This is a genomic window from Limnobacter sp., from assembly GCF_036846585.1.
In the GTDB taxonomy this organism is placed as follows: domain Bacteria; phylum Pseudomonadota; class Gammaproteobacteria; order Burkholderiales; family Burkholderiaceae_B; genus Limnobacter.
In genome coordinates, this window is sequence record NZ_DAIUBR010000005.1 from 101,142 (window position 1) to 125,907 (window position 24,766).

Genomic DNA, 24,766 nt, shown 5'->3' on the forward strand with positions numbered 1-24,766 from the left:
AGGGATTGATCGTGGTCGATTCAAATCAAAGTTTGCAGGTGCTTTCCGACCAGTTTTTGCAGTTCGCTGTCGAAAAACAGGTGTTGCGCTTCGGTGAGTTCAAAACCAAGGCGGGCAGAATGTCCCCTTACTTTTTCAATGCGGGTTTGTTCAACACGGGTTTTTCTCTTCAAAAGCTCAGTGAATTTTACGCACAAACTTTGCTTGAGCAAACCGTTGAGCGGGGAATTGAGTTCGACATGTTGTTTGGCCCAGCCTACAAAGGCATTCCTTTGGTCGCAGGTGCCACCATGGAAATGGCTCGCCGTGGCCGCGATGTGCCGTATGCATTCAATCGCAAGGAAGCAAAAGACCACGGAGAGGGCGGTTCACTGGTTGGTGCTCCGCTGGAGGGGCGGGTTGTCATTGTGGATGACGTCATATCGGCAGGCACCTCGGTGCGTGAGTCCGTTGAAATCATTCGTGCCAATGGAGCAGAACCCGCCGCCGTGCTGATTGCACTGGACCGCATGGAGAAAGGCATGCGCGACGGGCAAGACACCCAACATTCGGCAGTGCAGGAAGTGGAGCAGTTATACGGCATCCCCGTGATAGCGATTGCCAACCTGCAAGATTTGTTGCGTTATCTGTTGACTCGCCAGGCGGCGAATGTTCGCCTGGCAGGCTGGTATGAAAAAGTGAAGGAATACCGCACCCGCTACGGCGTGTAATTACAGAACAACAGACACCAGTTCGTGCCCGGAAAGGGCGCGGTAAATGTCGTCAAGTTCGTCCTGGCTGTTCACCTGCACCGAGCAAGTCAGGCTGATGTAGTTGCCTTTGCTGCTGGGGCGCATTTCAACCCCAGCCACGTCAAAGCCTGGGTTCATGGACAGCAGCAAATCACAAATCACTTGTGAAAATTCAGGCACGTTTTTCCCCATCACCTTGATTGGAAAGAGACAGGGAAATTCGATCAGACTTGGCGGCTTGTCTTGCCCGGGCATTGGTTTGTCCATGGCTTACTCTTCAAACCACAGCTTGGCGGAATCCACCACGCGGCCAAAAATGCCCGCTTCATCAACAGTGGACAAGGCCAGCAAAGGCACTGTGCCAATCGTTTCCCCGTTCAAGGTCAACTTCAGGGTACCCAGTTCTGTGCCTGCGGCGATGGGGGCAATCAAGGTTCCCTTTTTTTCGACCGTTGCTTTCAGCTGTTTGGCCATGCCACGGGGTACGTTGATCAACAGGTCTTTGTTCACGCCCAGTTTCACGTCTTTGGCCTGGCCCTTGTACACCTCGCTGGTGCTGATCGCCTGTTTGGCAGAATACAGCTTCACCGTTTCAAACATCTGGTAGCCGTAGTTCATCAACTTCAGGCTTTCCTGTGTGCGAGCCTGGTCCGAGGTGGTGCCCAGCACAACAGAAAGCAAGCGGCGGTCCACGCCATTGGGCAACTTTCGGTTGGCCGAGCTCACCAGGCAATAGCCTGCGGACTCGGTGTGGCCGGTTTTCATGCCATCCACGGAAGGGTCGATCCACAGCAGGCGGTTGCGGTTGGGCTGGCGGATGCCGTTGTAGGTGTACTCCTTGGTGGAATACATCTTTTTGTAGTATTCGGGAAAGTCAGTAATGATGCGTTTGGCCAGAATACCCAAATCACGCGCTGTGGTGTAGTGCTGTGGGTCGGGCAGGCCGGTTGCATTTTTAAAGTTCGTGTCGGTCAGGCCAATGCGCTTGGCTTGCTGATTCATCAGAGTGGCAAAGTTGTTTTCATCGCCTGCCAGCAATTCGGCTATGGCACGGCTTGCATCATTGCCCGATTGAACAATGACCCCGTACAGCAGCTCTTCCACGGTCACGGGTTTGTTGGGCTCAATGAACATCCGAGAGCCCTCTGCTTTCCATGCATACGGGGAAACAGGCACTTGCTGATCCAGGCGAATCTGTTTGCTTTCCAGTGCTGCAAAGGCCATGTAGGCGGTCATCAATTTGGTCAGTGACGCAGGGTCCAGGCGTTCCCTGCTGTTGAATTCAGCCAGTGTTTGCCCGGTTGTCAGGTCAAGCAGCATGTAACCTTTCGCACCGATTTCCGGTGGAGGGGGCATAACGCTGGATTGCGCGGCCGCATGGCCGGCGAAAACGCCCAAACCCACGATCAAAGAGAACTGACTCAATTGGCGCTTGAATCTGGAAAATCCTGAATTAAACAAGTAAAAAGCTCCTGTGTATTAAAAATGGAAAAGTGCGTTGGGCGCGTTCAGCTTGGGTAGTAACGCACAACCAACTCTTTTAGTTGAGGTAATTTTCCATGAAAAAAATGCTCCACCCCTGGCATGACCACCACGGGCAGATTTTGTTCACCCGCCCAACGCAAAACGTCGGTCAAAGGCACTGTGTCGTCAACCTCGCCATGAATCACCAAGGTGTTTTCCGGCACTTTGGCCACCGTGAACCGGCTTGTGGCCGTGCCCACAAGGGCAAGCTTCCCGATGTCAAGGCCCGAATTGCGCAGGCGCTCTGCGGCGTGGCTGGTCACAAATGCACCAAATGAAAAACCGGCCATGGCGATTGGCTGGTCTTGCAGGTCGGCGCGCAGCAGCGCGGCGCGTGCCCGGTGCGTCAAATCGACCAGGTCGTCGCATTCGCCCAGGCCGTTGTCGTGGACGCCCGCACTTTGGCCCACACCCCGAAAATTGAACCGCAAGGTCACGTAGCCCAGTTGCAGGAATGCACGTGCCAGTGTTTGCACCACCTTGTTGTCTTTGGTGCCGCCAAACAGCGGATGCGGGTGGGCAATCACCGCGAGACCCCTGGGTGCAGTGGCGGGTTCGTCAATGGACACTTCGATCGGGCCGGCTTTGCCGTCCCACAGTTCATGTCGGGTTTTCGGGTTCATGGCAGCCGCAGTCGCTCAACAATTTTGCCGCCCACCAAGTGGGAATCAATAATTTCATCCACATCCGTGATGTCCACATAGGTGTACCAAACACCTTCCGGGTACACCACCATCACCGGGCCTTCATCACACCGGTCCAGGCAGCCTGCCTTGTTCATGCGAATTTTTCCCTGGCCGTTCAGCCCAAGTTTCTTGATGCGTTCCTTGGCGTGTGCATGGGCCGCAGAGGCATGGCAATCGGCGCAACAACTTTCATTGTTGGGGCGTTGGTTGGTGCAGAAAAAAACATGCTTGTCGAAGTAGCTCATGGCTGGAGGAATCCGCAGGTGTGCTGAAAAGTATTCAGACTATTATCGCCGAAAACGCCGCTCGGGCAGGCTGAGAAAGGTCAAAACAGTCAGGGCCAGAATCGGCCACAGCTCGCTGATCCATCGACCCGCCTCCTGGAGGTTCCTGAAAATGGCCAGTGCACCACTGCCCGGGTTGCCCAGTTCCGGGTCGTATACGCCGGGCAGCAACAGGGTAATCAACCAGCCACCCAGCAAGTGGATCAGGCCGATGCGCGCCATCTGGTGTGGCAGCACGGGCATCATGGAAATGCCCAGTGCCACAACAAACGCGATGGCAAGCCCCAGGCTGTTGGCTTCAAACCAGCGCTGGCCCAAATAAGACCAAGCCGATGCGGGCGCCAATACAAGGTAGTCGAGCAAGCGAATGAACAGGGTGACTGCAATCAGTACGATCAGCAGCCGTGCCCTTGGAGACCCTGCATGGGTTTGTGCCAGGCCGATCATCCACGCGCAAACCAGAAAACAGTAGTTGATAAAAGTGGGGGCAATGGTCTCGATGCGCAGCAGGAGTTCCAGTGGCAGGCCAAATGGCGTGCCTTGTTGCAAGGGGCCGGGAATCTCAAACAAATTACCCAGCCAAAGGCCCGTGCTGAAGGTGGGGTTCTGTGGTGGTAAAATGCTAAGGAACCACAGGCACAGCAAGCCCATGCCAATCCATGCGCGTTGAATCAGCCAGTGTTCAAGCCGCCTGTTCAGGCGCGGCGCGATGCGGTGTTGCGCCGTGACGTAAATGCCGGCCAACACCCCCAAGGCTGCGCCAATCGTGTTGGTCACCAGATCCATTTTGGACGGCACCCGGCTGGGTAAAAACGTTTGCAACGATTCCAGCGAGAACGAAATCAAGGCGCAAGCCAACACTGTCGCGATTTTGTCGAGGGTGCGGGGTTGCCGGTTCAAGCCCAGCAACATCAGAAAGCCAAGTGGAATGTAGCCCCCGATATTGATGAAGACATCGGCCCACAATACTTTTTGGTGAACGGGGATCCAGGGGCCAAACAGGAACTCAAACGGACCAATGCCGATGTGGCGCCAATCGCTGTAGGGGAACAGGCTCAGGTGAATCACCACGCACGCATACAAACTCGCAAACATCAAAATCCCCGTGTATGGGGTTCTTTTCAGAAGGGTGGAGTGGATTGGAGGCATTGGGTTTGAGCAATTCCTTGGTTTTGTGTGCCCTTCGGGGGTTAAGATGAGCGAAATTTTCCAACTCGCCCCGATGTGACGCTCATCCGATGTTAACCCAAGCAGATGTGCACTGGATCGAACTCGATTCAGTCGACTCGACAAATGATTATCTAGCCCGCGCATACCTGCAGGGTCGGGTATCGGGTGTCACCGCCGTGCTGGCGCACAGCCAAACTGCAGGCCGTGGACGGGCGGGTCGGCGCTGGCAGACCTTGCCGGGTGCCAGTTTGTGTTTGTCCATTGGTTTGCCAGTGGCGGGGCACACCGTGTCGTTTTTACCGCTTTGCGTGGGTGTGGCTGCCGCGCAGGTGATCGAAACGTTGCTGGTGCCGGTGCGCTTGAAGTGGCCCAATGACCTGTTGGTCGGGCAACAAAAGCTGGGTGGCGTGTTGTGTGAGTCGTTTCAATGCAACGGTGGTCCGGTCACGGTGGTCGGTTTGGGTGTGAATCTATTGCAACCCAGTGTGCCCGAAGCCCTTGGCGGTCAAGGTGCAACTGGTTTGGTCGAGCATCTGGGTGATCAAACTCAGCCGCAAGTGCGCGAACTGGCAGATCGCTTCGTGTCGGCCATTTTGCAGGCCATCCATGCGGCCAGTGCGCAGGGCATTGGGGCGATTTTCAGCGAATTCAACCGCCTGGATGCCTGGCTGGGTTGCGATGTGCTGGTGATCGACAATGGCACCGTGCGACTGCAAGGCAAAGCCATGGGCATCAATGAACAGGGTGCCTATTTAATCAACACGGAAGAACAGGGGATGCTGGCTTTGAATGCGGGCGATCTTTCGCTGCGGGTGCGGGCATGAGCAAACCCAGCGTCCTGTTGTGCATTGATGCAGGCAACACACTGGTCAAATGGTGTGTGCACTACGACGCGTCCCTCCCGCTGTTGGCGGTGGCGCAGCAGTGGAGCAAACCCACGGCTGAATTCAAGCTTGATGACTTGCCAGGCCTGGTTGATGCTGTGTTGCTGAGCAATGTGTTGGGGCCAGAATTTGAAGCATCGCTGCGTGCGCACTGCGACACCAGAAAAATTGAATTGCATGTTTTGAAAGCGAATGTCAATTCGCAGCTTCAGTCTGCTTACGACAATTCAGCCTTGTTGGGGAAGGATCGCTGGGCTGCGTGTCTGGCTGTGGCGCAGGCCAGCAAAGCACCCGTGAACCTGGTGGTCAGCTTTGGTACGGCCACCACTCTGGATGCGCTTGTCAAGAAAGAAGGTGCGTGGCAACACCTGGGCGGCTTTATTGTGCCGGGCGTTCAAACCATGTTGACCAGTTTGCACAACAACACGGCTGAACTTCCGAAGGTGGATTTCAATACGCTGGCTGTGGGCCACTTCGAATGGCCGCGAAACACGCAGCAGGCCATTGGCGCAGGGGTTGGGCGCATGCAAATTGCATGGGTTCAATTGCTGGTGGATGAGCTGAAACGTACACACGGGCAACTGCCGGTGGTGTGGTTCAGCGGCGGGTTTGCCGCAGCAATGCAAAGCCTTTACCCGGCTGCGCAGTTGCTTGAGCATGCGGTGTTCAAGGGCCTGGTTTTTGATTATCAGATGCAGCACGGGGGGGCGGCATGAATGGTTGGCGCGCCCTGTTAGGGCTTTTTGTTGCTGGCAATCTGGGCCTGTTGGCTTGGGGTTTGTTGGGTGCGGATGGCTCAACGCGAGCCATCGAGGCACCGGGTTTGCGGGCGGAATGGGTCACGGTGGAGCGACCATGGACGCAGGCCGTGGATGTGGTTTTGTCGCCGCAGCCACCGGCGCCGAAGATCAATTTGAAACAAGGGCAGGCGAACCTGGATTCGGCGATTGAAAACGCCAGCAAGCAAGTGCTGGATGATCCGAAAAAGAATCAGCAATGCCGTGTGTGGGGGCCTTTGCTGCAAAGCGAATCAGCTCGCGTTCAAGAGTCTTTGAGCAATTGGAATGGCAATTTCGAGCGCCTTGAAAAGCAGGTGCCCGTGGGTTACGTGGTGTACTTGCCGCAAGAAATTGTTAACAGCGGAGTGGGCATTGAGCAGTTGTCTGGCAAGGGCATCACCGACATGTTTTACATCACAACGCCCGGTCCTTTACAGGGCACCATCTCCTTGGGCCTGTTTCGGGATCTGGACCGTGCAAATGTTCAAAAAGACGATCTCGCCAAGCGCGGTGTTGCCGGCGTACAAATTCGCGAGCGGCTTGGGCCTGCCCGGGTATTTTTTGAATTGCGGGGCACGCCTGCCCAAATCGAGACAGTAGAATCCGTTTTCAAGCTGAATCGCAAAGGCGAGCTAAAGCCGTGTGATTCTTAGGGGCTACTAAAGGTCACCGCTTCGGTCATTGGCCAAAAATGCCCGGCTCAATGTAGTGCTTTCTGCATCAATGCCTTTGCTCCAGCAAATCACCTTGAACGCCTCGCCCATGTCGGCTTCGTTCAACAGTGTGTTCAAATTCTGGCGCATTAGTGCGCCGCGCACCGGGTGTGTAAAATCGGGCTGTTGTTGTGCAATGTCCAGAATGCCATGTGCAAGCAAGAATTCACCTTGATGAGAATACCCTTCCAGGTCGCCGCCCACGCGGCTTAATGCCAAGAACACATCACTGAAATTTACATGTGCAGTCAAGTCCTGCTCGCCCACCTTCAGCAGAAAATCATCGTGCGCGGTGTGGCGGCTTGTGGCGCGCAAGGTGCCTTGGGTGCGGCTGGGGTGGTAATACTGTGCAGCGTGGTAACCATAATCGATCATCAGGGCCACGCCGTTCAACCGTTCGGTGATTGTGCTTACCCAGGCGGCACTTTGTTCTGCAATTTCCGATTCATAGCCCTCGGGCCAGGGTCCATGCGTTGCATGCAGTGCCCCAATGGTGGTGGCAAAAATCGGGTCAGCGGGTTTCCATGCCCACTGAAGTTCATCATTCTGATGTTGTACCCATGCCTCAAGCGGACCATTGCCGTGCCACTTGAAACGGCGCACCGGTGTGGCGTCCAGCACCTCGTTGCCCAGAACCACGCCATGCAGCACATCGGGCAGGGTGCTTAACCAGCGCACCTTGTGTTCAACATCGGGGCCGTGTTGTGCAAGCAGCCTGGCAAGTTGAACCGGCTTTAAGCCACCCGACACATCCACAATGTTGTACTGCGAAATCAAATCGCCTGCTGTATGCAACACATCACAAGCCAGCTGCCCCGTTCCCGCACCAAATTCATAAATCACTCCCCCGCAACGCGTCAGCACTTCACGCAGGGCGATGCCGATTGTTTGACCAAACAGGGGGCTTAGTTCGGGCGCAGTTACAAAATCGCCTTCGATTCCGAAAATGCGCTCCCCGCGCGCGTAATAACCATGCTGCGGGTGGTAAAGCGCAAACTGCATGAATTCGTCAAAGCGAACAGGTGTGTTAAAAGTCGACAGCATGGGGCAGGTCTGGTTTAGAATAGCGGGTTCTTCTTTTAAAAATCAAAGCCTTGACTGGCATTAAAGCTGGCGTTTAACCCAGAATTCTAACCGATGACGCATGCAAAACAACAATTTGCCCTGGTAACAGGGGGCGCGAAGCGACTGGGCAAGGCCATTGCCCTGGAACTGGCACGCGCTGGCTGGTCGATTGTGTTGCATTGTCGAAGCTCGCTGGTCGAGGCCCGCGACACCGCAGCGCAAATTGAAGCCCTGGGTGTGCAGTGTGTTGTGGTGCAGGCCGATCTTGAAAAACCCGAAGAAGTAGAAGCCTTGTTTGATCAAGCCGAGAAGGCTGGCCCCATTCGTTGCGTGGTCAACAATGCGTCCTTGTTTGAATTTGATTCTGGCGAAACCTTTCAGCCCGAGCTGTTTCACCGGCACATGGCGTCCAACCTTGCAGCGCCCATTCAATTGGCCAAACGCCTGTTTCAGCATGTGCCCGACGATGAACAGGCGGTGATGGTCAACCTGCTGGATCAAAAACTGAAAAACCTGAACCCTGATTTTTTAAGCTACACCTTGACAAAGGCCGGCCTTGAAACTGCCACCACCATGCTGGCCATGGAACTGGCCCCCAAAGTGCGGGTGGTGGGTGTGGCCCCAGGCCTTACGCTGATTTCGCACTTACAAACCGATGCGCAATTCCAGAGTACTCATCGAATTTCGCCTTTGAACAAATCTTCCGAGCCCCAGGACATCGCCAACACAGTGTTGTTTCTGGTGCAAAACCGCGCAATCACTGGCACCACCATCCTTGTCGATGGCGGGCAGCATTTGGTGCCCATGGCGCGCGATTTCAGCATGATGACACCATGACCGACTGGTTTTTTGATCCTCGCCTTTCCGACTGCCGTCGCGTATTCATTCGCGACTTCGACGTGTCGGCCGCCATCGGCGTATTTCCGCAGGAATTGGGGCGCACACAGGCCGTGCGCATCAACATTGATTTCTGGGTGAAATGCGCCGCTACCCCTTCCGAGCGCGACCTGCTGGTGGACGTTGTCGATTACGACTTCGTGCGCCCCGGCATTCACGGGTTGATTCAGGCAGGCCACATCGGCCTGCTGGAAACATTGGTCGACAAGACCCTGGCCTTGGTGCTTGATCATCCCAAAGTGGTGGCCGCCCGCGTGCGTGCCGAAAAATCCGAGGTATACCCCGACTGTGAATCAGCCGGTGTGGAGGTATTCCGCTTCAAATCTTCTCAGAGTGTTTAACCATGCAAACCATCACCATTTTCCCCAACAAGGCGGAACAGAAAGAGGCGTTTGAATTCAACAAGCTTGAAAAGCGCCTAACCAAGCAGGTGGGCCAAGCCATTGCCGACTTCAACATGATTGAGGACGGCGACAAGGTCATGGTGTGTGTATCCGGCGGAAAAGACAGCTATGGTTTGCTCGACATTTTGTTGTTGTTGCGCCAGCGCGCACCGATCCATTTTGACATCATTGCGGTGAACCTGGATCAAAAGCAGCCCGGTTTTCCCGAAGAAGTGCTGCCCAATTACCTGCGCAGCATCAACGTGCCGTTCCACATCGAAGAGCAAGACACGTATTCGATTGTGAAGCGCGTTATTCCCGAAGGCAAAACCACCTGCTCGCTGTGCTCACGTTTGCGTCGCGGTATTTTGTACCGTGTTGCTTCTGAACTGGGTGCAACCAAGGTGGCTTTGGGCCATCACAAAGACGACATTTTGCAAACCCTGCTGTTGAATTTGTTTTACGGTGGCCGCATGAAGGGCATGCCGCCCAAGCTGGTCAGTGACAATGGCGAACACACAATTATTCGCCCGCTGGCCTACTGCCGCGAAAGCGATCTGGCCCGGTATGCGGAAGAAAAGAATTTTCCGATCATTCCGTGCAACCTGTGTGGCAGTCAGGAAAATCTGAAGCGCAAGGAAATGGCAGCCTTGCTCAAGCAGTGGGAAAAACACAACCCGCGCTGGATCGCCAACCTGTTCACATCCTTGTCCACGGTGGTGCCTTCGCACCTCATGGATCGCAAGCTCTTCCCGTTTGAAACGATTCGCCCCGGCTCGGTGCTTGAAGACGGCGCAGGCGATACAGCGTTTGATGCGGATGATGAGTGCTAGATATCGCGGCCTTGGCGGGAAAGCCCGCCTTAAATCGGCCACAAAGCATCAGGCACACAACCTTTCTGCACGGTTTAACCCTGTTTTGAGCTCGCCATTATTTCAAAAACAGCTTGTACGCCGGGTTCTCGGTTTCATTCACCGCCGGGTAGCCGAGTTGTTTCACAAACTTGTCGAATTCGCCGTGGTCCGCTGGCGGCACCTGAATGCCCACCAGAATACGGCCGTAGTCGGCACCATGGTTGCGGTAGTGAAACAGGCTGATGTTCCAGCCCGGGTTCAGTGCCGTTAAAAATTTGGTCAATGCGCCGGGCCGCTCAGGAAATTCAAAACGGTACACCAGCTCGTGTGCGGCCAGGTTCGATTTGCCGCCCACCATGTGGCGCAGGTGCAGTTTGGCCATTTCATCGTCGGTCAGGTTCAGTGCGTCAAATCCTGATTCAATGAATCGCTGTTGCAGCTCGTCAGCCTGTACCCGGTTGCCAATTTGAATGCCCACAAAAATATTGGCCTTGGCTGAGTCGGACATGCGGTAGTTGAACTCGGTCACATTCGTGGGGCCGAGCAGATCGCAAAATTTTCGGAAGCTGCCACGTTCTTCTGGCACGGTGATGGCGAATACCGCCTCTCGTTGCTCACCCACCTCGGCACGTTCGGCCACAAAACGCAGGCGATCAAAATTCATATTGGCGCCACATGAAATGGCCACCAGCGTCTGGTTTTGCAGACCCCTCTCGGTGGCGTATTGCTTCAGACCCGCCACGGCCAGCGCACCGGCCGGTTCAAGAATGCTGCGTGTGTCCTGAAACACATCCTTGATTGCTGCACAGGCCTCGTCTGTGGTCACGCGCACCACGCCGTCCACGTACTTTTCGCACAGGCGGAAGGTTTCTTCTCCCACCAGTTTCACTGCGGTGCCATCGGAAAACAAGCCCACTTCAGAAAGTGTCACGCGCTTGTGCTGCTCCAGGCTTTGAGCCATGGCGTCTGAGTCCACGGTTTGCACGCCGATGATCTTGATGTCGGGGCGCAACTGCTTCACATACGCGCCCACGCCTGCTGCAAGGCCGCCCCCCCCAATCGCGATGAAAATTGCATGAATGGGTCCCTGGTGCTGGCGCAGAATTTCCATGCCAACGGTGCCCTGGCCTGCAATCACATCGGGGTCGTCAAAGGGGTGCACAAAGGTCAGGCTTTTGGCTTGCGCCAGTTTGGCGGCATGTTCGGCAGCATCGCTATAGCTGTCGCCAAACAGCACCACATTCACCCAGTCGCCGCCGAAGCGTTTCACCGCGTCAATTTTCAGGGCGGGTGTGGTGGTGGGCATCACAATGGTGGCCAGGCAGCGCATTTTTGCTGCAGAAAGTGCCACGCCTTGCGCATGGTTGCCTGCCGATGCCGCAATCACGCCGCGCTCCAGTTGAATCGGGCTAAGGTGCGCCATTTTGTTGTAGGCACCCCTCAGCTTGAAACTGAACACCTCTTGCATGTCTTCGCGTTTAAGCAACACCTGGTTGCCGGTGCGCACGGACAGGGAATGTGCGCGCTCAAGCGGTGTTTCGATGGCTACATCGTAAACCTTGGCGGTCAATATGCGTTTTAGATAGTCAAGACCCACAAAGCACCTTTATTGCTGACTTTTAAGCGAATTTCGGGCGCAGGCCCAAGAAGCCTACACTTTACAGCATGAGGGCAATCGCATTGGGCGCCTTGCGCGTTTGGGCCGCATCTGCGGGCCGCCTTCGGGCATAATTTAAGGTCAGTTTCTCAAGGACAGGTTTTAACACCCAAATGGCATCAACAAAATCGGCGACATCAAAAGCAAAACCCCTGGCAAAAAAATCCCGGGGCAACACTATACCGGCCTTCGTGTTTGGCATGGTCTTTGGCCTGTTGATCGCGCTTGGCGTGGCACTGTTTGTCAGCAAGTCCCAATTGCCCTTTTCTGGCGCTGAAACCCAGGGCGCAATTCCGAACGTGTCCCCAGGTCCGGGCAACAGTCCACCCGACCCCAATTCTGCAATTTATGGCAAGGCCAATGCCAATCAGGGAAATATCGTTGCCGTTGATCCATTTCAGCAGGGCACGGAACCACAATCGGGTGACAACACTCCAACCCAGCAAGCAGATCCCGTCGCCCAAACCATCTACTTTTTGCAAGTGGGCAGTTTTCGCAACCGGGAAGACGCAGAGCAGTTGCGTGCGCAACTCGCCTTTGTGGGCACAGAGTCTGAAATTGCCGTGGGCGAGGTCAACGGCAATGTTGTAAATCGCGTTCGTGTGGGACCTTTTGGCAGCGCGAATGAAGCTTATCAGGCACGAATTCCGTTGACCAAGGGCGGGTTCGAAGCCACAGTGGTCAAGGAGTAATCAAATGAAACGTCGTGAACTGATTCAAAGTGCGCTTGTGCTGGGTGTTGTGGGTGCGTTCGGTGGCATATCCACGGCATTTGCCCAAGCGGCGGGCGCCTTCAAAAAGGTGCGCAGGGAAGTGCCCCGCTCAACCCCGGGAAAAATCGATGTCGTGGAGTTTTTTTGGTACGGTTGTATCCACTGTTACAACTTCGAGCCCAAGGTCAATGCCTGGGCCAAGAAGCTTCCCGGCGATGTTTTGTTCACCAAGGTGCCCATTGTTTTCCAAAGCCAGCGTGTAAATTTTCAGGGCCATCAGCGCCTGTATTACACCCTCGAGGCCATGGGCAAGCTGGATATTGCGCACAGCAAGGTGTTTGAAGCCATGCACAAAGACAAAAAACAACTGGCCAACGATGCGCAAATTTTTGACTTCGCTGAATCCATCGGTTTAAAGCGCGAAGAATTCGCCAATGTCTTCAAATCTTTTGGTGTCAATGCAAAGTGTGCACAGGCCAAAGCGCTGTTTGAAGCCTACGGCGCAGATGGCGTACCAACCTTGGGCGTGGACGGAAAGTTCTTTACCTCCGCCTCGGTGGCCGGGTCCGAGGACAACGCGCTTCGTGTGGTTGAAGCCTTGATTAAACGACAGCGTCAGGCTTGAGCGCAAAGGGAGACGGGAATGAAGACTGGTTTCAGTGGCAAAGGCGTTGTTCAAATTACATGGTGGGCCTCGCTGTTGCTGGCACTTGGTGCTTGTTCAAGCGTACCGCTTGACACGCCTGCTCTGCCACAGAAAGCGGCGGTCAAACCGGCTTCGCCCCCGCCTGTTGTCAAGCACGGGCAGTGGGAAACTGCACCCCAGGGCGGAGGCTATTATCTGGATGACGGCCCCGGCGATCTTCGCCCTGCGAATCTTGGCGAATTACCGTCTGCAGAACCTCAAATTGAGCCAATCGCAATTCGCAACACCCGCCCTTACACCGTGATGGGGCAAAACTTCGAGCCGCAAACATCGCTCGAAGAGTCCTACCGTCAAAAAGGTCGCGCAAGCTGGTACGGCAAGAAATTCCACGGTGCAAAAACCGCCAATGGCGAAATTTACGACATGCACCAAATGACAGCCGCGCACCCCACACTGCCATTGCCCAGTTATGCCAAGGTCACCAACCTGGCCAACGGCAAGTCTGTCATTGTGCGTGTGAATGATCGTGGGCCATTTCTGCGTGGGCGAATTATCGATCTAAGCTATGCGGCGGCCTACCAGCTTGACTACATCAAGCAGGGCAGCGCGGAAGTGCTGGTTGAAAAAATGACCCCGGAGGCAATCACCCAGTTTCATACCGAGAAAAACGGCACCCAAGTGGCAGGCGGCAACGTCTCCGTCGAGCGCGTGGGGTTGGCCCCCAATGTAGCGCCCGTGCCCATCAAGCGAACCCCACTGTATTTGCAAATCGGCGCCTTTGGCAGCAAAAGTAATGCAGAAGCACTGCTGATCCAGGTGTCGAACAATCATGAAAGTTTCGGCAAGGCCAGCCAGATCCTTTCCGAATCCGGCGTGCACCGGGTTCTGGTGGGGCCGTTTGCCAGCATTGATCAAGCCAACGAGGCCGCCATTGAGCTTAGTGCTTTTGTAGCGGTTCAGCCTGTGATCAAACAAGACTTGATCCTGCCCTGATCGTCCCCATATCCTGACAATCTGCGCTTCATTCGCGCTACACCACACACACAAAGGATAGGCATGGAGCAATATCACGGCACCACCATTCTGTCGGTTCGCAGGGGCAACCAGGTTGCTCTGGGCGGCGACGGACAAGTTACATTGGGCCATATTGTTGTTAAGGGCACCGCCCGCAAAGTGCGCCGCTTGCATCACAACAAAATTTTGGCGGGTTTCGCTGGCGGGACCGCCGATGCATTCACCCTGTTTGAACATTTCGAAGCCCAGCTTGAAAAACATTCAGGGCACCTGCAGCGCGCAGCCGTTGAGCTGGCCAAAGAATGGCGCACCGACCGCATGCTGCGCAGGCTTGAGGCCATGCTCGCCGTGGCCGATGAAAGTCATTCATTGATCATTACTGGCAATGGCGATGTGCTGGAGCCCGAACAAGGGTTGGTTGCAATCGGCAGTGGCGGTGCCTATGCCCATTCCGCAGCCAAGGCGCTGCTTGAAAACACCGAGCTATCACCCAGCGAGATAGTGAAAAAGTCGCTGACCATTGCGGGCGAACTGTGCATTTACACCAACCAACATCACACCATTGAAGTGCTGCCATGACCCAACTTACCCCCACAAACATTGTTGACGAACTCAACAAAAATATTGTTGGCCAACATGCGGCAAAACGTGCAGTCGCCGTGGCCTTGCGCAACCGCTGGCGACGCATGCAGGTGGCCATGCCCCTGCGCCAGGAAATCACGCCCAAAAACATACTCATGATTGGCCCAACCGGCGTGGGCAAAACCGAAATTGCCCGTCGCCTGGCCAAGCTTGCCAACGCACCTTTCATCAAGATTGAAGCCACCAAATTCACGGAAGTGGGCTATGTGGGCCGCGACGTGGACACCATCATTCGCGACCTCATTGAAATTGCCTTGAAGCAGGTTCGCGACGAGGCGCAGGTGGGCGTTCAGGAAGAAGCCAAGTCCGCTGCGTTTGACCGTGTGCTTGATGCCCTGTTGCCGCCGGCCCGCGATTTCGGTTTCACCGAACAAGCCCCTGCCGCCACCGATGAAAATCGAACCCGCATTCGTTTTCGTGAAAAACTGTTTGCAGGCGAGCTGGACGACAAGGAAATCGAAATTGAAGTGGCAGCGTCGGCACCTTCACTTGATGTGGTTGGCCCTCCGGGGATGGAAGAGCTCACAGGCCAGTTGCAGTCCATGTTCCAGAACATGTCTGGTGGCAAGAAAAAGCTTCGCAAAATGAAAGTGTCTGAAGCACTCAAAGTCATTCAGGACGAAGAGGCCGCCAAGCGCGTGAACGAAGAAGAAGTTCGCGCAAAAGCCATTGCCCGCGTTGAACAGGACGGCATTGTCTTTCTCGATGAAATCGACAAGATCGCCACCAAGGCCGACGGGCGGGGCACCGATGTATCCCGTCAGGGTGTGCAGCGCGACCTGCTGCCCCTGGTGGAAGGCACCACAGTGAACACCAAATACGGCATGATCAAAACGGACCACATCCTTTTTGTGGCCAGTGGGGCGTTCCATCTGTCGCGCCCATCCGACCTGATCCCCGAGTTGCAAGGTCGCTTCCCCATCCGCGTTGAACTGGAATCGCTCACAGTTGAAGATTTCAAGCGAATCCTCACCAGCACAGATGCATGCTTGACCGAGCAATACAAAGCCTTGCTGGCCACAGACGGGGTGGCGCTTACCTTCACCGACGAAGGTGTGCGCCGTCTGGCTGAAATTGCCTTCACCGTGAATGAGAAAACCGAGAATATCGGCGCACGCAGGCTGTACACTGTCATGGAGCGTCTTCTGGAGGAAGTCGCCTTCGAGGCCGATGGGCAGCCCAGAGGGGTTGAAATCACGGCAGAGTTTGTCGATTCCCGTCTGGGCGAAGCGGCCAAATCCGAGGATCTGGCGCAATTCATCCTCTAGAATCCGTCGATCGGCATTGATGCCACATTTGTCCGGGTAGATTGGCTTTAAAATGCACCTTGTGCACTGTTTTCTACCCGGATCGCCCATGACCCCCGACATCCTTACCCCCGCCGTCAAAGCCAAAGTCTTGTCCGAGGCATTGCCCTACATTCGTCGCTTTCACGGCAAAACCGTTGTGGTGAAGTACGGCGGCAACGCCATGACGGACATCGAACTGCAAAAATCGTTTGCACACGATGTCGTGTTGCTCAAACTTGTGGGCATCAACCCGATCGTCGTGCATGGCGGTGGCCCGCAAATTGACGAGGCGCTTCGCCGTGTGGGCAAACAGGGTACTTTCATCCAGGGCATGCGCGTGACCGACGAAGAAACCATGGAAGTGGTTGAATGGGTTTTGGGTGGCCAGGTGCAGCAAGACATCGTCATGATGATCAACGAACACGGCGGCAAAGCCGTGGGCTTGACCGGCAAAGATGGCGCCTTGATTCGAGCCCGGAAAATGCAGCTCGCCGACAAAACCGAGCCCGGAAAATTTCATGACATCGGTTTTGTGGGTGAAATTGCATCTATCGACCCCGCCATCGTGAAAGCCCTGCAAGACGACGCATTCATCCCGGTCATCTCCCCAATCGGGTTTGGCGAAGACGGCCATGCCTACAACATCAACGCCGATCTGGTGGCCGGAAAAATTGCCGAAGTCCTGAAGGCTGAAAAGCTCATCATGATGACCAACACGCCCGGCGTACTGGATAAAGATGGCAAGTTGCTCACCGGCCTTACCGCCAAACGGATTGATGAGCTGTTCGAAGACGGCACCATTTCAGGCGGCATGCTGCCCAAGCTGTCCTCGGCCATTGAGGCCGCGAAAAGCGGAGTAAACTCGGTTCATGTGGTTGATGGCCGTGTGCCGCACTGCCTCTTGCTCGAAATTTTGACCGACCAAGGCGTGGGCACCATGATTCGCAGTCACTGATTTCAACAGCGGAACAATCCGCACCACATGCAGGGGGAGACATGTCGAACAAAAGAATACCCAATTTGTCAGTCACCGACGGATTTGATTTTGTAAAAAAGATCTGGGGCAGCTTGCCCATCCCCAGTGTGATGAATCCCACCACCGATCTGGATGAGCTGGATAAGCGGATCTCCGACCTCAAAGCGGTGGAGCAATGGCTCAATGTCAACCTCAGCATGTTGCGCGCCACCATTCAAGGGCTGGAAGTGCAGCGCGGCACCATTGCCACGATCAAATCGTTCAGTTCCAATTTGGGCTTGGGTGGTGATCGCCCAAGCGGCGTCAATCTCGCTGTCAATGAAGAACTCATCCGCAACGCCATGCAGGCCGCTGTCGCACCGCCGCCAGTGCCCCGGGTGGAGCCCGTTGCCCCTAAAGTTCCCGACCCCGAGCCGCAATCCCGCACCGAAAGTGAAGCAGCGGCAGCGGCACAGGAATCGTCGAAGGCCATTGTGTCAAATGCCACCGCCTGGTGGGGCTTGCTGCAAGACCAATTCAATAAAGTGGCCACTTCCGCCATGTCGGGTTCCGGGCTTGAAGCGGATGCAGCAAAACCTGCCGCAAAATCTTCGGCCAAGTCCGCTGCAAAACCGAAAGCCAGGCGAGCCACGACCACACGCAAGAAAACCGCAAGCACCACGCGCACAAGGACCTAGATGTTTCGTTTTGGCCACGCCACACATCCCAACTGGAGAGAAGCACTTGAACTCGTGTTGGTGCAGCTCGAAGGCCAAATGCAGTTGGAACAATTTGCAGCCGACATCAGTCGGCCCCAGAAGCTGGGTTTGATCTATGCCACCGAGGCCTTTGCCGACAGCATGCCGCAGATCCTTCAAGGGTTGCGGCAACGCACGGGTTTCAAAGACTGGGTGGGGGGCATTGCACCGGGCGTGTGCAGCAGCGGGGTGGAATATTTCCAGGAACCGGCAATCGCAGTCATGCTCATGGAATTCCCCGCCGATTCTGCCCGCGTGTTCTCGGGCAAAGTGCCCTTGCCCAAACCCGGCAGTGTCACAGCATCGGGCCGCGAAGCCATGTCAGCCGCGCTCATTCACATCGACCCCCTGACCGAGGATATCGACGACCTGCTTGAAGACCTCAGCTTGAAAGTCAGTTCAAGGCAAATTTTTGGGGGGTTGGTTTCTGCTGGCACGGTTCACACACATGTTGCGCTAGAACCTCTCTCGGGTGGCGTGTCTGGTGTGGTGTTTGCCAACGGCCTGCCCATCGAAGTGCGCATGACCCAGGGTGTTCAGGTGGTGGGGGTTGAACACGAAATCACCGGTTTGCGTGGCAATTTCGTTGAAGAACTCGATGGTAGGCCCGCGCTTGATGTGCTGCTCGCCGATTTGGGCCTGCAACCCGATGTCGACGAGGCCAATCCGGCCAGTCAGGCAGCTGATGTATTGGCCAAGCGTTTTGCACACGGTTTGTTTGTCGGCTTGACCGATCGTTCGCTGGCTGAATCCATCGCAATCAAAGGTTACACTGCTGGGCGCTCTGAGGCCCATCAGCTCAAGGTGCGCCCCGTTGTGGGCTTGGACCCCAACAAAAAATCACTCGCGGTGGCTGAAGACTTCAAGCTTGGTGACCGGCTTTCGTTTTGCACACGCGATGAAAACTCCGCCCGCGTTGATTTAACCCGCATGTGTGCAGAACTGCGTGAAGACCTGGATGCCCCGGCGCCTCAGCTTAATGAATTGCGGGCAGCCGGCTTTTCTGGAATTCATTCTCAGCGCAAGCCGCGTGGTGCGGTGTACATTGCCTGTAATGGTCGGGGTGCTGCGCTGTTTGGCTTCCAGGGGGTTGAGCAGCAAATCGTGCGTGAGCAATTGGGCGACATCCCCTTGATTGGCTTCTCTGCCAACGGAGAAATTTTCCGGGGGTCACTGTACGGCTACACCGGTGTACTCGCGTTATTTTTCTAAACTTGAATTGTTGACATGAATATTTTGATTCTCGCAGCCGGCAAAGGCACCCGCATGAAGTCTGCCCTGCCCAAGGTGTTGCACCCCGTGGGCGGCCAGTCCATGCTGGCCCGTGTAGTGGGCACTGCATCGAAATTCGACAACCCGCACCTGGTGGTTGTGTTGGGCCATGGCGCGCAAGAAGTGCAGCAACATTTGGCTTCACATGCCAACCTTCAGTTCGCCACCCAGGCCGAGCAACTGGGCACGGGCCATGCTGTTCAGTGCGCCAGTTCAGCGTTGGCAGATCATGCTGTCACATTGATTTTGTACGGCGATGTGCCGCTCATTCAATTCGAATCGCTTCAGCCCCTGGTCAAGGCCGCCCAAGCTGGCCAGCTGGGTTTGATGACCTTGAGCATGGCCAATCCCCATGGTTATGGCCGAATTCTTCGCGACGCAGAAGGCGCGGCAGTCGGCATTGTCGAGCAAAAAGATGCCACTCCCGCGCAACAGGTTATTTCGGAGGTGAATACCGGCATTCTGGCTTGTCCCACAGCACAGTTAAAAACTTGGGTCAACCGCTTAAGCAACAACAACGCGCAAGGCGAGTACTACCTCACCGACATCATTGCCATGGCGCATGCCGAAGGTCTTCTGGTGCGCACTTGCCAGCCCGCCCATCATTGGGAAGTGTCCGGTGTCAATTCCCGTGTACAGCAGGCCGAACTGGAACGCATCTGGCAACTGCACCAGGCTGAAAAGTTGATGGTTGAAGGTGTGCAGTTGCTGGACCCGGCACGCATCGACCTGCGCGGCACCCTGCATTGCGGTGCCGATGTGTCCATCGATGTGGGTTGCGTGTTTCAAGGCAATGTCACGCTGGGCGACAGGGTATCGATTGGCCCGTACTGTGTACTCAACAACGTCAGCATTGCCGCAGGCACGCGCGTTGATGCATATTCCCATCTCACCGACGCAACGGTGGGCGAAAACGCCGTTGTTGGCCCCTATGCCCGCTTGCGGCCCGGTGCAAAATTGGGCAATGAAGTGCACATCGGCAACTTCGTTGAAGTGAAAAATGCCACCATCGCCAACCAATCCAAAGCAAACCACCTGGCCTACATTGGCGATGCGCAAATTGGCGAGCGGGTCAACGTCGGTGCGGGCACCATCACCTGCAATTACGATGGTGCAAACAAACACCTCACCATCATCGAAGACGATGTATTTATCGGGTCTGACACACAACTGGTCGCCCCCGTCACCGTGAAAAAAGGTGCCACCCTTGGCGCGGGAACCACCTTGACCAAAGACGCGCCTGAAAATGCACTCACCGTGTCGCGCACCAAACAAATCACGATCTCGGGCTGGAAGCGCCCGGTCAAATCAACCAAAAAATAAAGGAATACCTCACACCATGTGCGGAATTGTCGGCGTACTTTCTAAAACCAACAGCGTGCCAGTGTTGATCGATGGCCTGAAAAAACTTGAATACCGCGGATACGATTCCGCGGGTTTGGCCATTCAATCCGATATCGATCAATCCATTCACCGCGCCCGCAGTGTGGGCCGCGTGGTCGAACTGGATTCCACCACCAAAACCCTCAATGCCCGCATGGGAATTGCTCACACCCGCTGGGCCACACACGGCGTGCCCAGCGAACGCAACGCGCATCCGCACATCAGCGAAGGGCAGGGTATTTCAGTCAGCGTGGTGCACAACGGCATCATTGAAAACCACGAAGAAATTCGCAAGGCGCTCACCGCAGAAGGCTACGTTTTCCAGTCCGACACAGACACCGAGGTCATTGCCCACCTCGCCCACAAACACCTGGCGCAGGGCATGCTCCTGCTGCCTGCAGTGCAAGCCACCGTCAAAAAGCTCGAAGGTGCGTTTGCCATCGCAGTGATATGCAACACAGCCCCGCTCACCCTGGTGGCCTCCAAAAAAGGCGCGCCCTTGCTGGTGGGGCATGGCGAAGGCGAATTTTTTCTGGCCTCCGATGCCTCGGCGTTGGTGGCGCACACCAAGCTGATCACCTATCTGGAAGAAAGCGACGTGGTGCAGTTGCAAGCCACTGGCGTCTCGTTTTTTGATGGTGCAGGCACGCAGGTCAAGCGCCCCATCATCGAAAGCCAGTTGTCCGCCGATGCGGTGGAACTGGGCCCCTATGCACACTACATGCAGAAGGAAATATACGAACAGCCTGGTGCCATTGCGGCAACCCTTGAAATGGTCAGCAATGCCTCTGCAGTAAAGCCGGAATTGTTTGGTGCCGAAGCGGGCAACATTCTTCCCGGCATTCAACAGGTGCTTATTCTGGCCTGTGGCACCAGCTACCACGCCGCACTGGTTGCGCGTTACTGGTTTGAATCCATAGCAGCCCTGCCCACCAGCGTTGAAATTGCCAGCGAATACCGCTACCGCACCAGCGTCAGCCTGCCCAATACCCTGGTCATCACGATTTCGCAATCCGGTGAAACAGCCGACACTTTGGCGGCGCTTGAGCACGCAAAATCCCAGGGAATGAACAATGCCCTGTCCATTTGCAACGTGCCAGAATCCGCACTGATTCGCGCCAGCAACTTGAAGTTTCTTACCCGTGCGGGTCCGGAAATTGGCGTGGCTTCCACCAAGGCATTCACCACCCAGTTGGCGGCGCTTTTTACCTTCACGCTGGTCATGGCAAAACTGCGCGGCAAGCTCTCTGCCGATCAGGAAAAAACACTACTCACGCAACTGCGTCACCTGCCGTCGGCCATGCAGAACATCCTGGCCCTCGAGCCTGAAATCAAGGCATTGGCAGCCAGTTTTGCAGAAAAGCGCCATGCGCTGTTCCTGGGCCGTGGAGTGCACTACCCGATTGCCATGGAAGGTGCATTGAAGCTCAAGGAAATCAGCTACATTCACGCCGAAGCTTATGCTGCGGGCGAGCTGAAGCACGGCCCGCTTGCACTGGTCGACGCAGACATGCCCGTGGTGGCGGTCGCGCCCAAAGACACCTTGATCGAAAAACTGAAGTCGAATTTGCAGGAAGTGCGTGCCCGTGGTGGCGAGTTGTACATTTTCGCCGACCGCGACACCAAAATTGAAAAAGCCGATGGAGTGCATGTCATCAATTTATTGGACCACGCCGGGCACCTGTCACCAATTTTGCACACGCTCCCATTGCAGCTGTTGTCCTACCACGTTGCCCTGGTCAAAGGCACCGACGTGGACAAACCACGCAACCTTGCCAAATCAGTGACCGTCGAGTAACGGCAGCCCGATCGCGCATGCCCGCCCGCCGAACCGTAGCCAGCGTCAAAATTCTTTGCGAACTGGGTGTTCGCCTGGGTTCGGGTTTAAGTGCTTTGCTCACGGGCTCATCCATTTTGCCTGCGCAACTGGATGATCCACATCTGGAAATCGATCCGGATCAGGAACTGCAGGTCATTCACAACCTGGTTCGTCTTCACGGCAAAGTGCCGGGTTTGGGCTTGATGGCTGGGTCGGAATACCATTTGACCACCTACGGCATCTGGGGTTACGCACTCATCACCAGCCCCACCTTCCGGCAGGCGGTTGAACTGGGTTTGCGTTACCTCGACCTTACTTTCGCGTTCTCGAAAGTCGAACTGAGGCAGGCCAATGGCATTGCATCCATTGTTTTGTCCGTCGATCATTTGCCCCCCGCCGTGCGCACCTTTGTTGCTGAACGGGACAGCTCTGCCATTCAGGTTTTGCAACGCGAACTGTTTGGCGTCAGCCTACCCCTGCACAGCATGGAATTCGCCTTTCCTCTTACCGGCGACCTGGCCCAATACGAAACCATGTTTGGTTGTGCCCCGCAATTTTGTGCAGCATTGAATCGCGCCAGTTTCGATGAGCAATGGTTGAGCCTGCCCTTGCCCAAGGCCAATGAAACCAGTTCAAAATTTTGCGAAGTCCAGCTTGAAACCCTGTTGTCGCGGCGCATGCAGCGTGGTGGCGTATCGGCCTGGTTGCGCAACAAACTGCTGGCAGATATTTCATCCTCGCCCAGCCTCGATCAAATCGCCACGGATCATTTCATGACAGAACGTACCTTGCGCAGACGGCTCACCGACGAAGGCACCAGCTTTCGGGACCTGCTTGCCGAGGTGCGGCAAACCATGGCCGAAGAACTGTTGTCCTCCGCCGGTCTCAGCGTGTCCGAAGTGTCGGCCCGCCTGGGTTACTCCTCACCCTCTGCGTTCATTCACGCCTTTCAAAAGTGGCACGGTTGTTCACCGCGCCAGTTTCTGGATACTCGTCCGAAGCAGGTAAAGGGCAATTAAACCGGGTATGGCCGCAATGGTTGAAAAGATGAAAAAGTCGCTCCAGCCAAACGCATCCACCACATAACCTGCGGGTGCCGCCAGGTACACTCTGCCCATCGCCGCCAGCGAAGACAGCAACGCATACTGGGTTGCGGAAAATTCCTTGCTGCACAGGCTCGTCAACAGCGCTACAAAAGCAGCCGTGCCCATGCCGCCGCACAGGTTCTCTACAAATACCGCGCCGCCCATCGCCCAAATATCGGGTTCAATCACCGACAGCAGCCAGAACGACAAATTCGACACAGCCTGGAAAATTCCGAACAACATCAGTGCCCCGTACAAGCCCATGCGCGTCATCAAAGCGCCACCCAAAAAGGCGCCCAGCAGAGTCGCAATCAGGCTGACCGTCTTGTTCACTGCGCCCACCTCGGTCAGCGTGAACCCAAGGCCCTTGAGCAGAAACGCAGTGGTCAGTGATCCCGCAAACGCATCGCCCACCTTGTACAGCACAATCAGCACCAAAATCCAGATCGCTGCTTCCTTGCTCATGAAGTTGCGGGTAGATTCCTTCACAATGTCGAACAATTTTCGCTTGATTGCCCGCTTTGCAAGGTCCTCTGGGGTGTCCGCTGTCGGGCTGAATGCCGTAATCACAGCGCAAACAGCGATCAATCCGGCCATCAGCAGGTAAGTGCCAGACCAACCCAGAAATTCCCCGGCAAGAATCAGCGCCAAACCGCCCGACACCAGCATGGCCACCCGATAACCCGTCACATAGTACGCAGCGCCCAACCCCCTTTCCTGCGTGGGAAGCAGGTCGGTTCTGTATGCGTCAATGGCCATGTCCTGGGTGGATGAACAAAATGCAATCGCTGCCGCAACCGCCGCAACTGTCCACGCCGAATGCGCATCCAGGAATGCCATGGCTGCAATCAGCACGGCGCACGCCAATTGCATGATCGCGATCCAGCCGCGCCGTTGGTCAAAAAAGCCGGGTGTCAGGTAATCCAGGAAGGGCGACCACAAAAATTTGTAGGTGTAGGGAAACCCTACCACCGCGTACAAACCAATAGTCTTGATGTCCACATTCTCGACCGCCAGCCACGCTTGAAGTGTGCTTCCGGTCAAGGCAAGGGGCAGTCCACTGGAAAAACCAAGAATTAATATACAAATAAGGCGGAAAGGGGGCATAGGGTGTTGACGGTAATTAAAAAAGCATACATAATCCGGGGTTCTCTTTTGGAGAGATGTCCGAGTGGCTAAAGGAGGCAGACTGTAAATCTGTTGGCGTATGCCTACGCTGGTTCGAATCCAGCTCTCTCCACCAAGAATTCAAGCAGTTTAACCGAGTGCGCTCTTGAAAAGGGGTTCACAAGGTGTGCGGGTGTAGCTCAATGGTAGAGCTGAAGCCTTCCAAGCTTAAGACGAGGGTTCGATTCCCTTCACCCGCTCCAGGCTTTAATAGAAAGATGCTCATGTGGCTCAGTGGTAGAGCACTCCCTTGGTAAGGGAGAGGTCGGCAGTTCGATCCTGCCCATGAGCACCACCGTTTAACCGCACTCGCCGCGTTGAGTGCCCGCACAGAGGTCGTCATGGCAAAAGAAAAGTTTGAGCGCAAGAAGCCACACGTAAACGTTGGAACGATTG

General features: G+C 55.5%; 26 protein-coding genes and 3 tRNA genes. 21 read left to right on the forward strand and 8 right to left on the reverse strand.

Features of this window, described 5'->3' with window-relative positions:
* Positions 1-5 precede the first annotated feature (5 nt).
* Entirely contained in the window at positions 6-710 is a 705-nt protein-coding gene (gene pyrE / locus V7028_RS04135) for an orotate phosphoribosyltransferase (RefSeq protein ID WP_334118837.1), read from the forward strand.
* On the opposite strand, the gene V7028_RS04140 is transcribed toward pyrE, so the two are convergent.
* Genes V7028_RS04140 through V7028_RS04160 form a run of 5 tightly spaced genes read right to left on the reverse strand, consistent with a single transcriptional unit; the run spans position 711 to position 4,320 of the window.
* Entirely contained in the window at positions 711-998 is a 288-nt protein-coding gene (locus V7028_RS04140) for an HP0495 family protein (protein WP_334118838.1), read from the reverse strand.
* A gap of 3 nt (positions 999-1,001) precedes the next feature.
* The gene (locus V7028_RS04145; RefSeq protein WP_334118839.1) at positions 1,002-2,192 is read right to left on the reverse strand and encodes a D-alanyl-D-alanine carboxypeptidase family protein; all 1,191 of its coding nucleotides are present in this window, start codon (positions 2,190-2,192) and stop codon (positions 1,002-1,004) included.
* A gap of 47 nt (positions 2,193-2,239) precedes the next feature.
* Entirely contained in the window at positions 2,240-2,878 is a 639-nt protein-coding gene (locus V7028_RS04150) for an alpha/beta hydrolase (protein WP_334118840.1), read from the reverse strand.
* A complete protein-coding gene (locus V7028_RS04155) occupies positions 2,875-3,186 on the reverse strand; it encodes a (2Fe-2S) ferredoxin domain-containing protein (protein WP_334118841.1) in 312 nt (103 codons plus the stop codon). The genes V7028_RS04150 and V7028_RS04155 overlap by 4 nt, the downstream gene beginning before the upstream one ends.
* A 42-nt stretch (positions 3,187-3,228) precedes the next feature.
* Positions 3,229-4,320: a VanZ family protein gene (locus tag V7028_RS04160; protein ID WP_334118842.1), complete on the reverse strand. Its 1,092-nt coding sequence runs from the start codon at positions 4,318-4,320 to the stop codon at positions 3,229-3,231.
* A gap of 143 nt (positions 4,321-4,463) precedes the next feature.
* Here V7028_RS04160 and V7028_RS04165 point away from each other — a divergent pair, with 143 nt between their 5' ends.
* From V7028_RS04165 to V7028_RS04175, 3 genes are read left to right on the forward strand one after another with little or no spacing between them, the layout of a single operon-like run.
* Entirely contained in the window at positions 4,464-5,219 is a 756-nt protein-coding gene (locus V7028_RS04165) for a biotin--[acetyl-CoA-carboxylase] ligase (protein WP_334118843.1), read from the forward strand.
* Positions 5,216-5,995, forward strand: coding sequence for a type III pantothenate kinase (locus tag V7028_RS04170; protein ID WP_334118844.1), 780 nt, complete (start codon positions 5,216-5,218; stop codon positions 5,993-5,995). The genes V7028_RS04165 and V7028_RS04170 overlap by 4 nt, the downstream gene beginning before the upstream one ends.
* Positions 5,992-6,711, forward strand: a complete 720-nt coding sequence (locus tag V7028_RS04175) for a hypothetical protein (protein WP_334118845.1) — start codon at positions 5,992-5,994, stop codon at positions 6,709-6,711. Before V7028_RS04170 ends, V7028_RS04175 begins: the two co-directional genes overlap by 4 nt.
* A gap of 6 nt (positions 6,712-6,717) precedes the next feature.
* On the opposite strand, the gene V7028_RS04180 is transcribed toward V7028_RS04175, so the two are convergent.
* A complete protein-coding gene (locus V7028_RS04180; protein WP_334118846.1) occupies positions 6,718-7,815 on the reverse strand; it encodes a class I SAM-dependent methyltransferase in 1,098 nt (365 codons plus the stop codon).
* Between the two features lie 93 nt (positions 7,816-7,908).
* Between V7028_RS04180 and V7028_RS04185 the strand changes: the two genes are divergently transcribed.
* From V7028_RS04185 to ttcA, 3 genes are read left to right on the forward strand one after another with little or no spacing between them, the layout of a single operon-like run.
* On the forward strand, positions 7,909-8,673 hold the full coding sequence (locus tag V7028_RS04185; protein ID WP_334118847.1) for an SDR family oxidoreductase: 765 nt from the start codon (positions 7,909-7,911) through the stop codon (positions 8,671-8,673).
* On the forward strand, positions 8,670-9,074 hold the full coding sequence (locus V7028_RS04190; RefSeq protein ID WP_334118848.1) for a dihydroneopterin aldolase: 405 nt from the start codon (positions 8,670-8,672) through the stop codon (positions 9,072-9,074). Before V7028_RS04185 ends, V7028_RS04190 begins: the two co-directional genes overlap by 4 nt.
* A gap of 2 nt (positions 9,075-9,076) precedes the next feature.
* Positions 9,077-9,949, forward strand: coding sequence for a tRNA 2-thiocytidine(32) synthetase TtcA (gene ttcA, locus V7028_RS04195; RefSeq protein ID WP_334118849.1), 873 nt, complete (start codon positions 9,077-9,079; stop codon positions 9,947-9,949).
* A 97-nt stretch (positions 9,950-10,046) separates the two neighbouring features.
* On the opposite strand, the gene ilvA is transcribed toward ttcA, so the two are convergent.
* Positions 10,047-11,567 carry a threonine ammonia-lyase, biosynthetic gene (ilvA, locus tag V7028_RS04200; RefSeq protein ID WP_334118850.1) on the reverse strand — a complete coding sequence of 507 codons (1,521 nt, stop codon included), beginning with the start codon at positions 11,565-11,567 and terminating at the stop codon, positions 10,047-10,049.
* A gap of 173 nt (positions 11,568-11,740) precedes the next feature.
* On the opposite strand from ilvA, the gene V7028_RS04205 reads away from it, so the two are divergent.
* From V7028_RS04205 to V7028_RS04255, 11 genes are all read left to right on the forward strand, one after another.
* Positions 11,741-12,319: an SPOR domain-containing protein gene (locus V7028_RS04205; protein WP_334118851.1), complete on the forward strand. Its 579-nt coding sequence runs from the start codon at positions 11,741-11,743 to the stop codon at positions 12,317-12,319.
* A 4-nt stretch (positions 12,320-12,323) separates the two neighbouring features.
* Positions 12,324-12,965 carry a thiol:disulfide interchange protein DsbA/DsbL gene (locus V7028_RS04210; protein ID WP_334118852.1) on the forward strand — a complete coding sequence of 214 codons (642 nt, stop codon included), beginning with the start codon at positions 12,324-12,326 and terminating at the stop codon, positions 12,963-12,965.
* Between the two features lie 18 nt (positions 12,966-12,983).
* Positions 12,984-13,979: a septal ring lytic transglycosylase RlpA family protein gene (locus tag V7028_RS04215; protein ID WP_334118853.1), complete on the forward strand. Its 996-nt coding sequence runs from the start codon at positions 12,984-12,986 to the stop codon at positions 13,977-13,979.
* A 63-nt stretch (positions 13,980-14,042) separates the two neighbouring features.
* The gene (gene hslV / locus V7028_RS04220; RefSeq protein ID WP_334118854.1) at positions 14,043-14,579 is read left to right on the forward strand and encodes an ATP-dependent protease subunit HslV; all 537 of its coding nucleotides are present in this window, start codon (positions 14,043-14,045) and stop codon (positions 14,577-14,579) included.
* A complete protein-coding gene (hslU, locus tag V7028_RS04225) occupies positions 14,576-15,910 on the forward strand; it encodes an ATP-dependent protease ATPase subunit HslU (protein ID WP_334118855.1) in 1,335 nt (444 codons plus the stop codon). The genes hslV and hslU overlap by 4 nt, the downstream gene beginning before the upstream one ends.
* An 88-nt stretch (positions 15,911-15,998) precedes the next feature.
* Positions 15,999-16,886 carry an acetylglutamate kinase gene (gene argB, locus V7028_RS04230; protein ID WP_334118856.1) on the forward strand — a complete coding sequence of 296 codons (888 nt, stop codon included), beginning with the start codon at positions 15,999-16,001 and terminating at the stop codon, positions 16,884-16,886.
* A gap of 41 nt (positions 16,887-16,927) precedes the next feature.
* On the forward strand, positions 16,928-17,584 hold the full coding sequence (locus tag V7028_RS04235; RefSeq protein ID WP_334118857.1) for a PhaM family polyhydroxyalkanoate granule multifunctional regulatory protein: 657 nt from the start codon (positions 16,928-16,930) through the stop codon (positions 17,582-17,584).
* Complete coding sequence (locus V7028_RS04240; protein ID WP_334118858.1) at positions 17,585-18,856, forward strand: FIST signal transduction protein; 1,272 nt, start codon at positions 17,585-17,587, stop codon at positions 18,854-18,856.
* Between the two features lie 15 nt (positions 18,857-18,871).
* On the forward strand, positions 18,872-20,239 hold the full coding sequence (gene glmU / locus V7028_RS04245) for a bifunctional UDP-N-acetylglucosamine diphosphorylase/glucosamine-1-phosphate N-acetyltransferase GlmU (RefSeq protein WP_334118859.1): 1,368 nt from the start codon (positions 18,872-18,874) through the stop codon (positions 20,237-20,239).
* A 16-nt stretch (positions 20,240-20,255) separates the two neighbouring features.
* On the forward strand, positions 20,256-22,097 hold the full coding sequence (glmS, locus tag V7028_RS04250; RefSeq protein WP_334118860.1) for a glutamine--fructose-6-phosphate transaminase (isomerizing): 1,842 nt from the start codon (positions 20,256-20,258) through the stop codon (positions 22,095-22,097).
* Positions 22,098-22,114: 17 nt separating this feature from the next.
* Positions 22,115-23,137, forward strand: a complete 1,023-nt coding sequence (locus V7028_RS04255; RefSeq protein ID WP_334118861.1) for an AraC family transcriptional regulator — start codon at positions 22,115-22,117, stop codon at positions 23,135-23,137.
* Here V7028_RS04255 and V7028_RS04260 read toward each other — a convergent pair.
* Positions 23,087-24,310 carry an AmpG family muropeptide MFS transporter gene (locus tag V7028_RS04260; RefSeq protein ID WP_334118862.1) on the reverse strand — a complete coding sequence of 408 codons (1,224 nt, stop codon included), beginning with the start codon at positions 24,308-24,310 and terminating at the stop codon, positions 23,087-23,089. The genes V7028_RS04255 and V7028_RS04260 overlap by 51 nt on opposite strands.
* A gap of 50 nt (positions 24,311-24,360) precedes the next feature.
* Here V7028_RS04260 and V7028_RS04265 point away from each other — a divergent pair.
* The 3 genes from V7028_RS04265 (at position 24,361) to V7028_RS04275 (ending at position 24,665) form a co-directional block, all read left to right on the forward strand.
* Positions 24,361-24,446, forward strand: a tRNA-Tyr gene (locus V7028_RS04265).
* 53 nt (positions 24,447-24,499) lie between these two features.
* Positions 24,500-24,573, forward strand: a tRNA-Gly gene (locus tag V7028_RS04270).
* 17 nt (positions 24,574-24,590) lie between these two features.
* Positions 24,591-24,665 (forward strand) — tRNA-Thr (locus V7028_RS04275).
* Positions 24,666-24,766: the final 101 nt, after the last annotated feature.

What these genes read in the sequence shown, in the direction of transcription:
- V7028_RS04140 (WP_334118838.1), bottom strand. Translation starts at nt 998, where the DNA reads ATGGACAAACCAATGCCCGGGCAAGACAAGCCGCCAAGTCTGATCGAA.
- V7028_RS04150 (WP_334118840.1), bottom strand. Translation starts at nt 2,878, where the DNA reads ATGAACCCGAAAACCCGACATGAACTGTGGGACGGCAAAGCCGGCCCG.
- V7028_RS04155 (WP_334118841.1), bottom strand. Translation starts at nt 3,186, where the DNA reads ATGAGCTACTTCGACAAGCATGTTTTTTTCTGCACCAACCAACGCCCC.
- V7028_RS04160 (WP_334118842.1), bottom strand. Translation starts at nt 4,320, where the DNA reads ATGTTTGCGAGTTTGTATGCGTGCGTGGTGATTCACCTGAGCCTGTTC.
- V7028_RS04165 (WP_334118843.1), top strand. Translation starts at nt 4,464, where the DNA reads ATGTTAACCCAAGCAGATGTGCACTGGATCGAACTCGATTCAGTCGAC.
- V7028_RS04170 (WP_334118844.1), top strand. Translation starts at nt 5,216, where the DNA reads ATGAGCAAACCCAGCGTCCTGTTGTGCATTGATGCAGGCAACACACTG.
- V7028_RS04175 (WP_334118845.1), top strand. Translation starts at nt 5,992, where the DNA reads ATGAATGGTTGGCGCGCCCTGTTAGGGCTTTTTGTTGCTGGCAATCTG.
- V7028_RS04180 (WP_334118846.1), bottom strand. Translation starts at nt 7,815, where the DNA reads ATGCTGTCGACTTTTAACACACCTGTTCGCTTTGACGAATTCATGCAG.
- V7028_RS04185 (WP_334118847.1), top strand. Translation starts at nt 7,909, where the DNA reads ATGACGCATGCAAAACAACAATTTGCCCTGGTAACAGGGGGCGCGAAG.
- V7028_RS04190 (WP_334118848.1), top strand. Translation starts at nt 8,670, where the DNA reads ATGACCGACTGGTTTTTTGATCCTCGCCTTTCCGACTGCCGTCGCGTA.
- ttcA (WP_334118849.1), top strand. Translation starts at nt 9,077, where the DNA reads ATGCAAACCATCACCATTTTCCCCAACAAGGCGGAACAGAAAGAGGCG.
- V7028_RS04205 (WP_334118851.1), top strand. Translation starts at nt 11,741, where the DNA reads ATGGCATCAACAAAATCGGCGACATCAAAAGCAAAACCCCTGGCAAAA.
- V7028_RS04210 (WP_334118852.1), top strand. Translation starts at nt 12,324, where the DNA reads ATGAAACGTCGTGAACTGATTCAAAGTGCGCTTGTGCTGGGTGTTGTG.
- V7028_RS04215 (WP_334118853.1), top strand. Translation starts at nt 12,984, where the DNA reads ATGAAGACTGGTTTCAGTGGCAAAGGCGTTGTTCAAATTACATGGTGG.
- hslV (WP_334118854.1), top strand. Translation starts at nt 14,043, where the DNA reads ATGGAGCAATATCACGGCACCACCATTCTGTCGGTTCGCAGGGGCAAC.
- hslU (WP_334118855.1), top strand. Translation starts at nt 14,576, where the DNA reads ATGACCCAACTTACCCCCACAAACATTGTTGACGAACTCAACAAAAAT.
- argB (WP_334118856.1), top strand. Translation starts at nt 15,999, where the DNA reads ATGACCCCCGACATCCTTACCCCCGCCGTCAAAGCCAAAGTCTTGTCC.
- V7028_RS04235 (WP_334118857.1), top strand. Translation starts at nt 16,928, where the DNA reads ATGTCGAACAAAAGAATACCCAATTTGTCAGTCACCGACGGATTTGAT.
- V7028_RS04240 (WP_334118858.1), top strand. Translation starts at nt 17,585, where the DNA reads ATGTTTCGTTTTGGCCACGCCACACATCCCAACTGGAGAGAAGCACTT.
- glmU (WP_334118859.1), top strand. Translation starts at nt 18,872, where the DNA reads ATGAATATTTTGATTCTCGCAGCCGGCAAAGGCACCCGCATGAAGTCT.
- glmS (WP_334118860.1), top strand. Translation starts at nt 20,256, where the DNA reads ATGTGCGGAATTGTCGGCGTACTTTCTAAAACCAACAGCGTGCCAGTG.
- V7028_RS04255 (WP_334118861.1), top strand. Translation starts at nt 22,115, where the DNA reads ATGCCCGCCCGCCGAACCGTAGCCAGCGTCAAAATTCTTTGCGAACTG.
- V7028_RS04260 (WP_334118862.1), bottom strand. Translation starts at nt 24,310, where the DNA reads ATGCCCCCTTTCCGCCTTATTTGTATATTAATTCTTGGTTTTTCCAGT.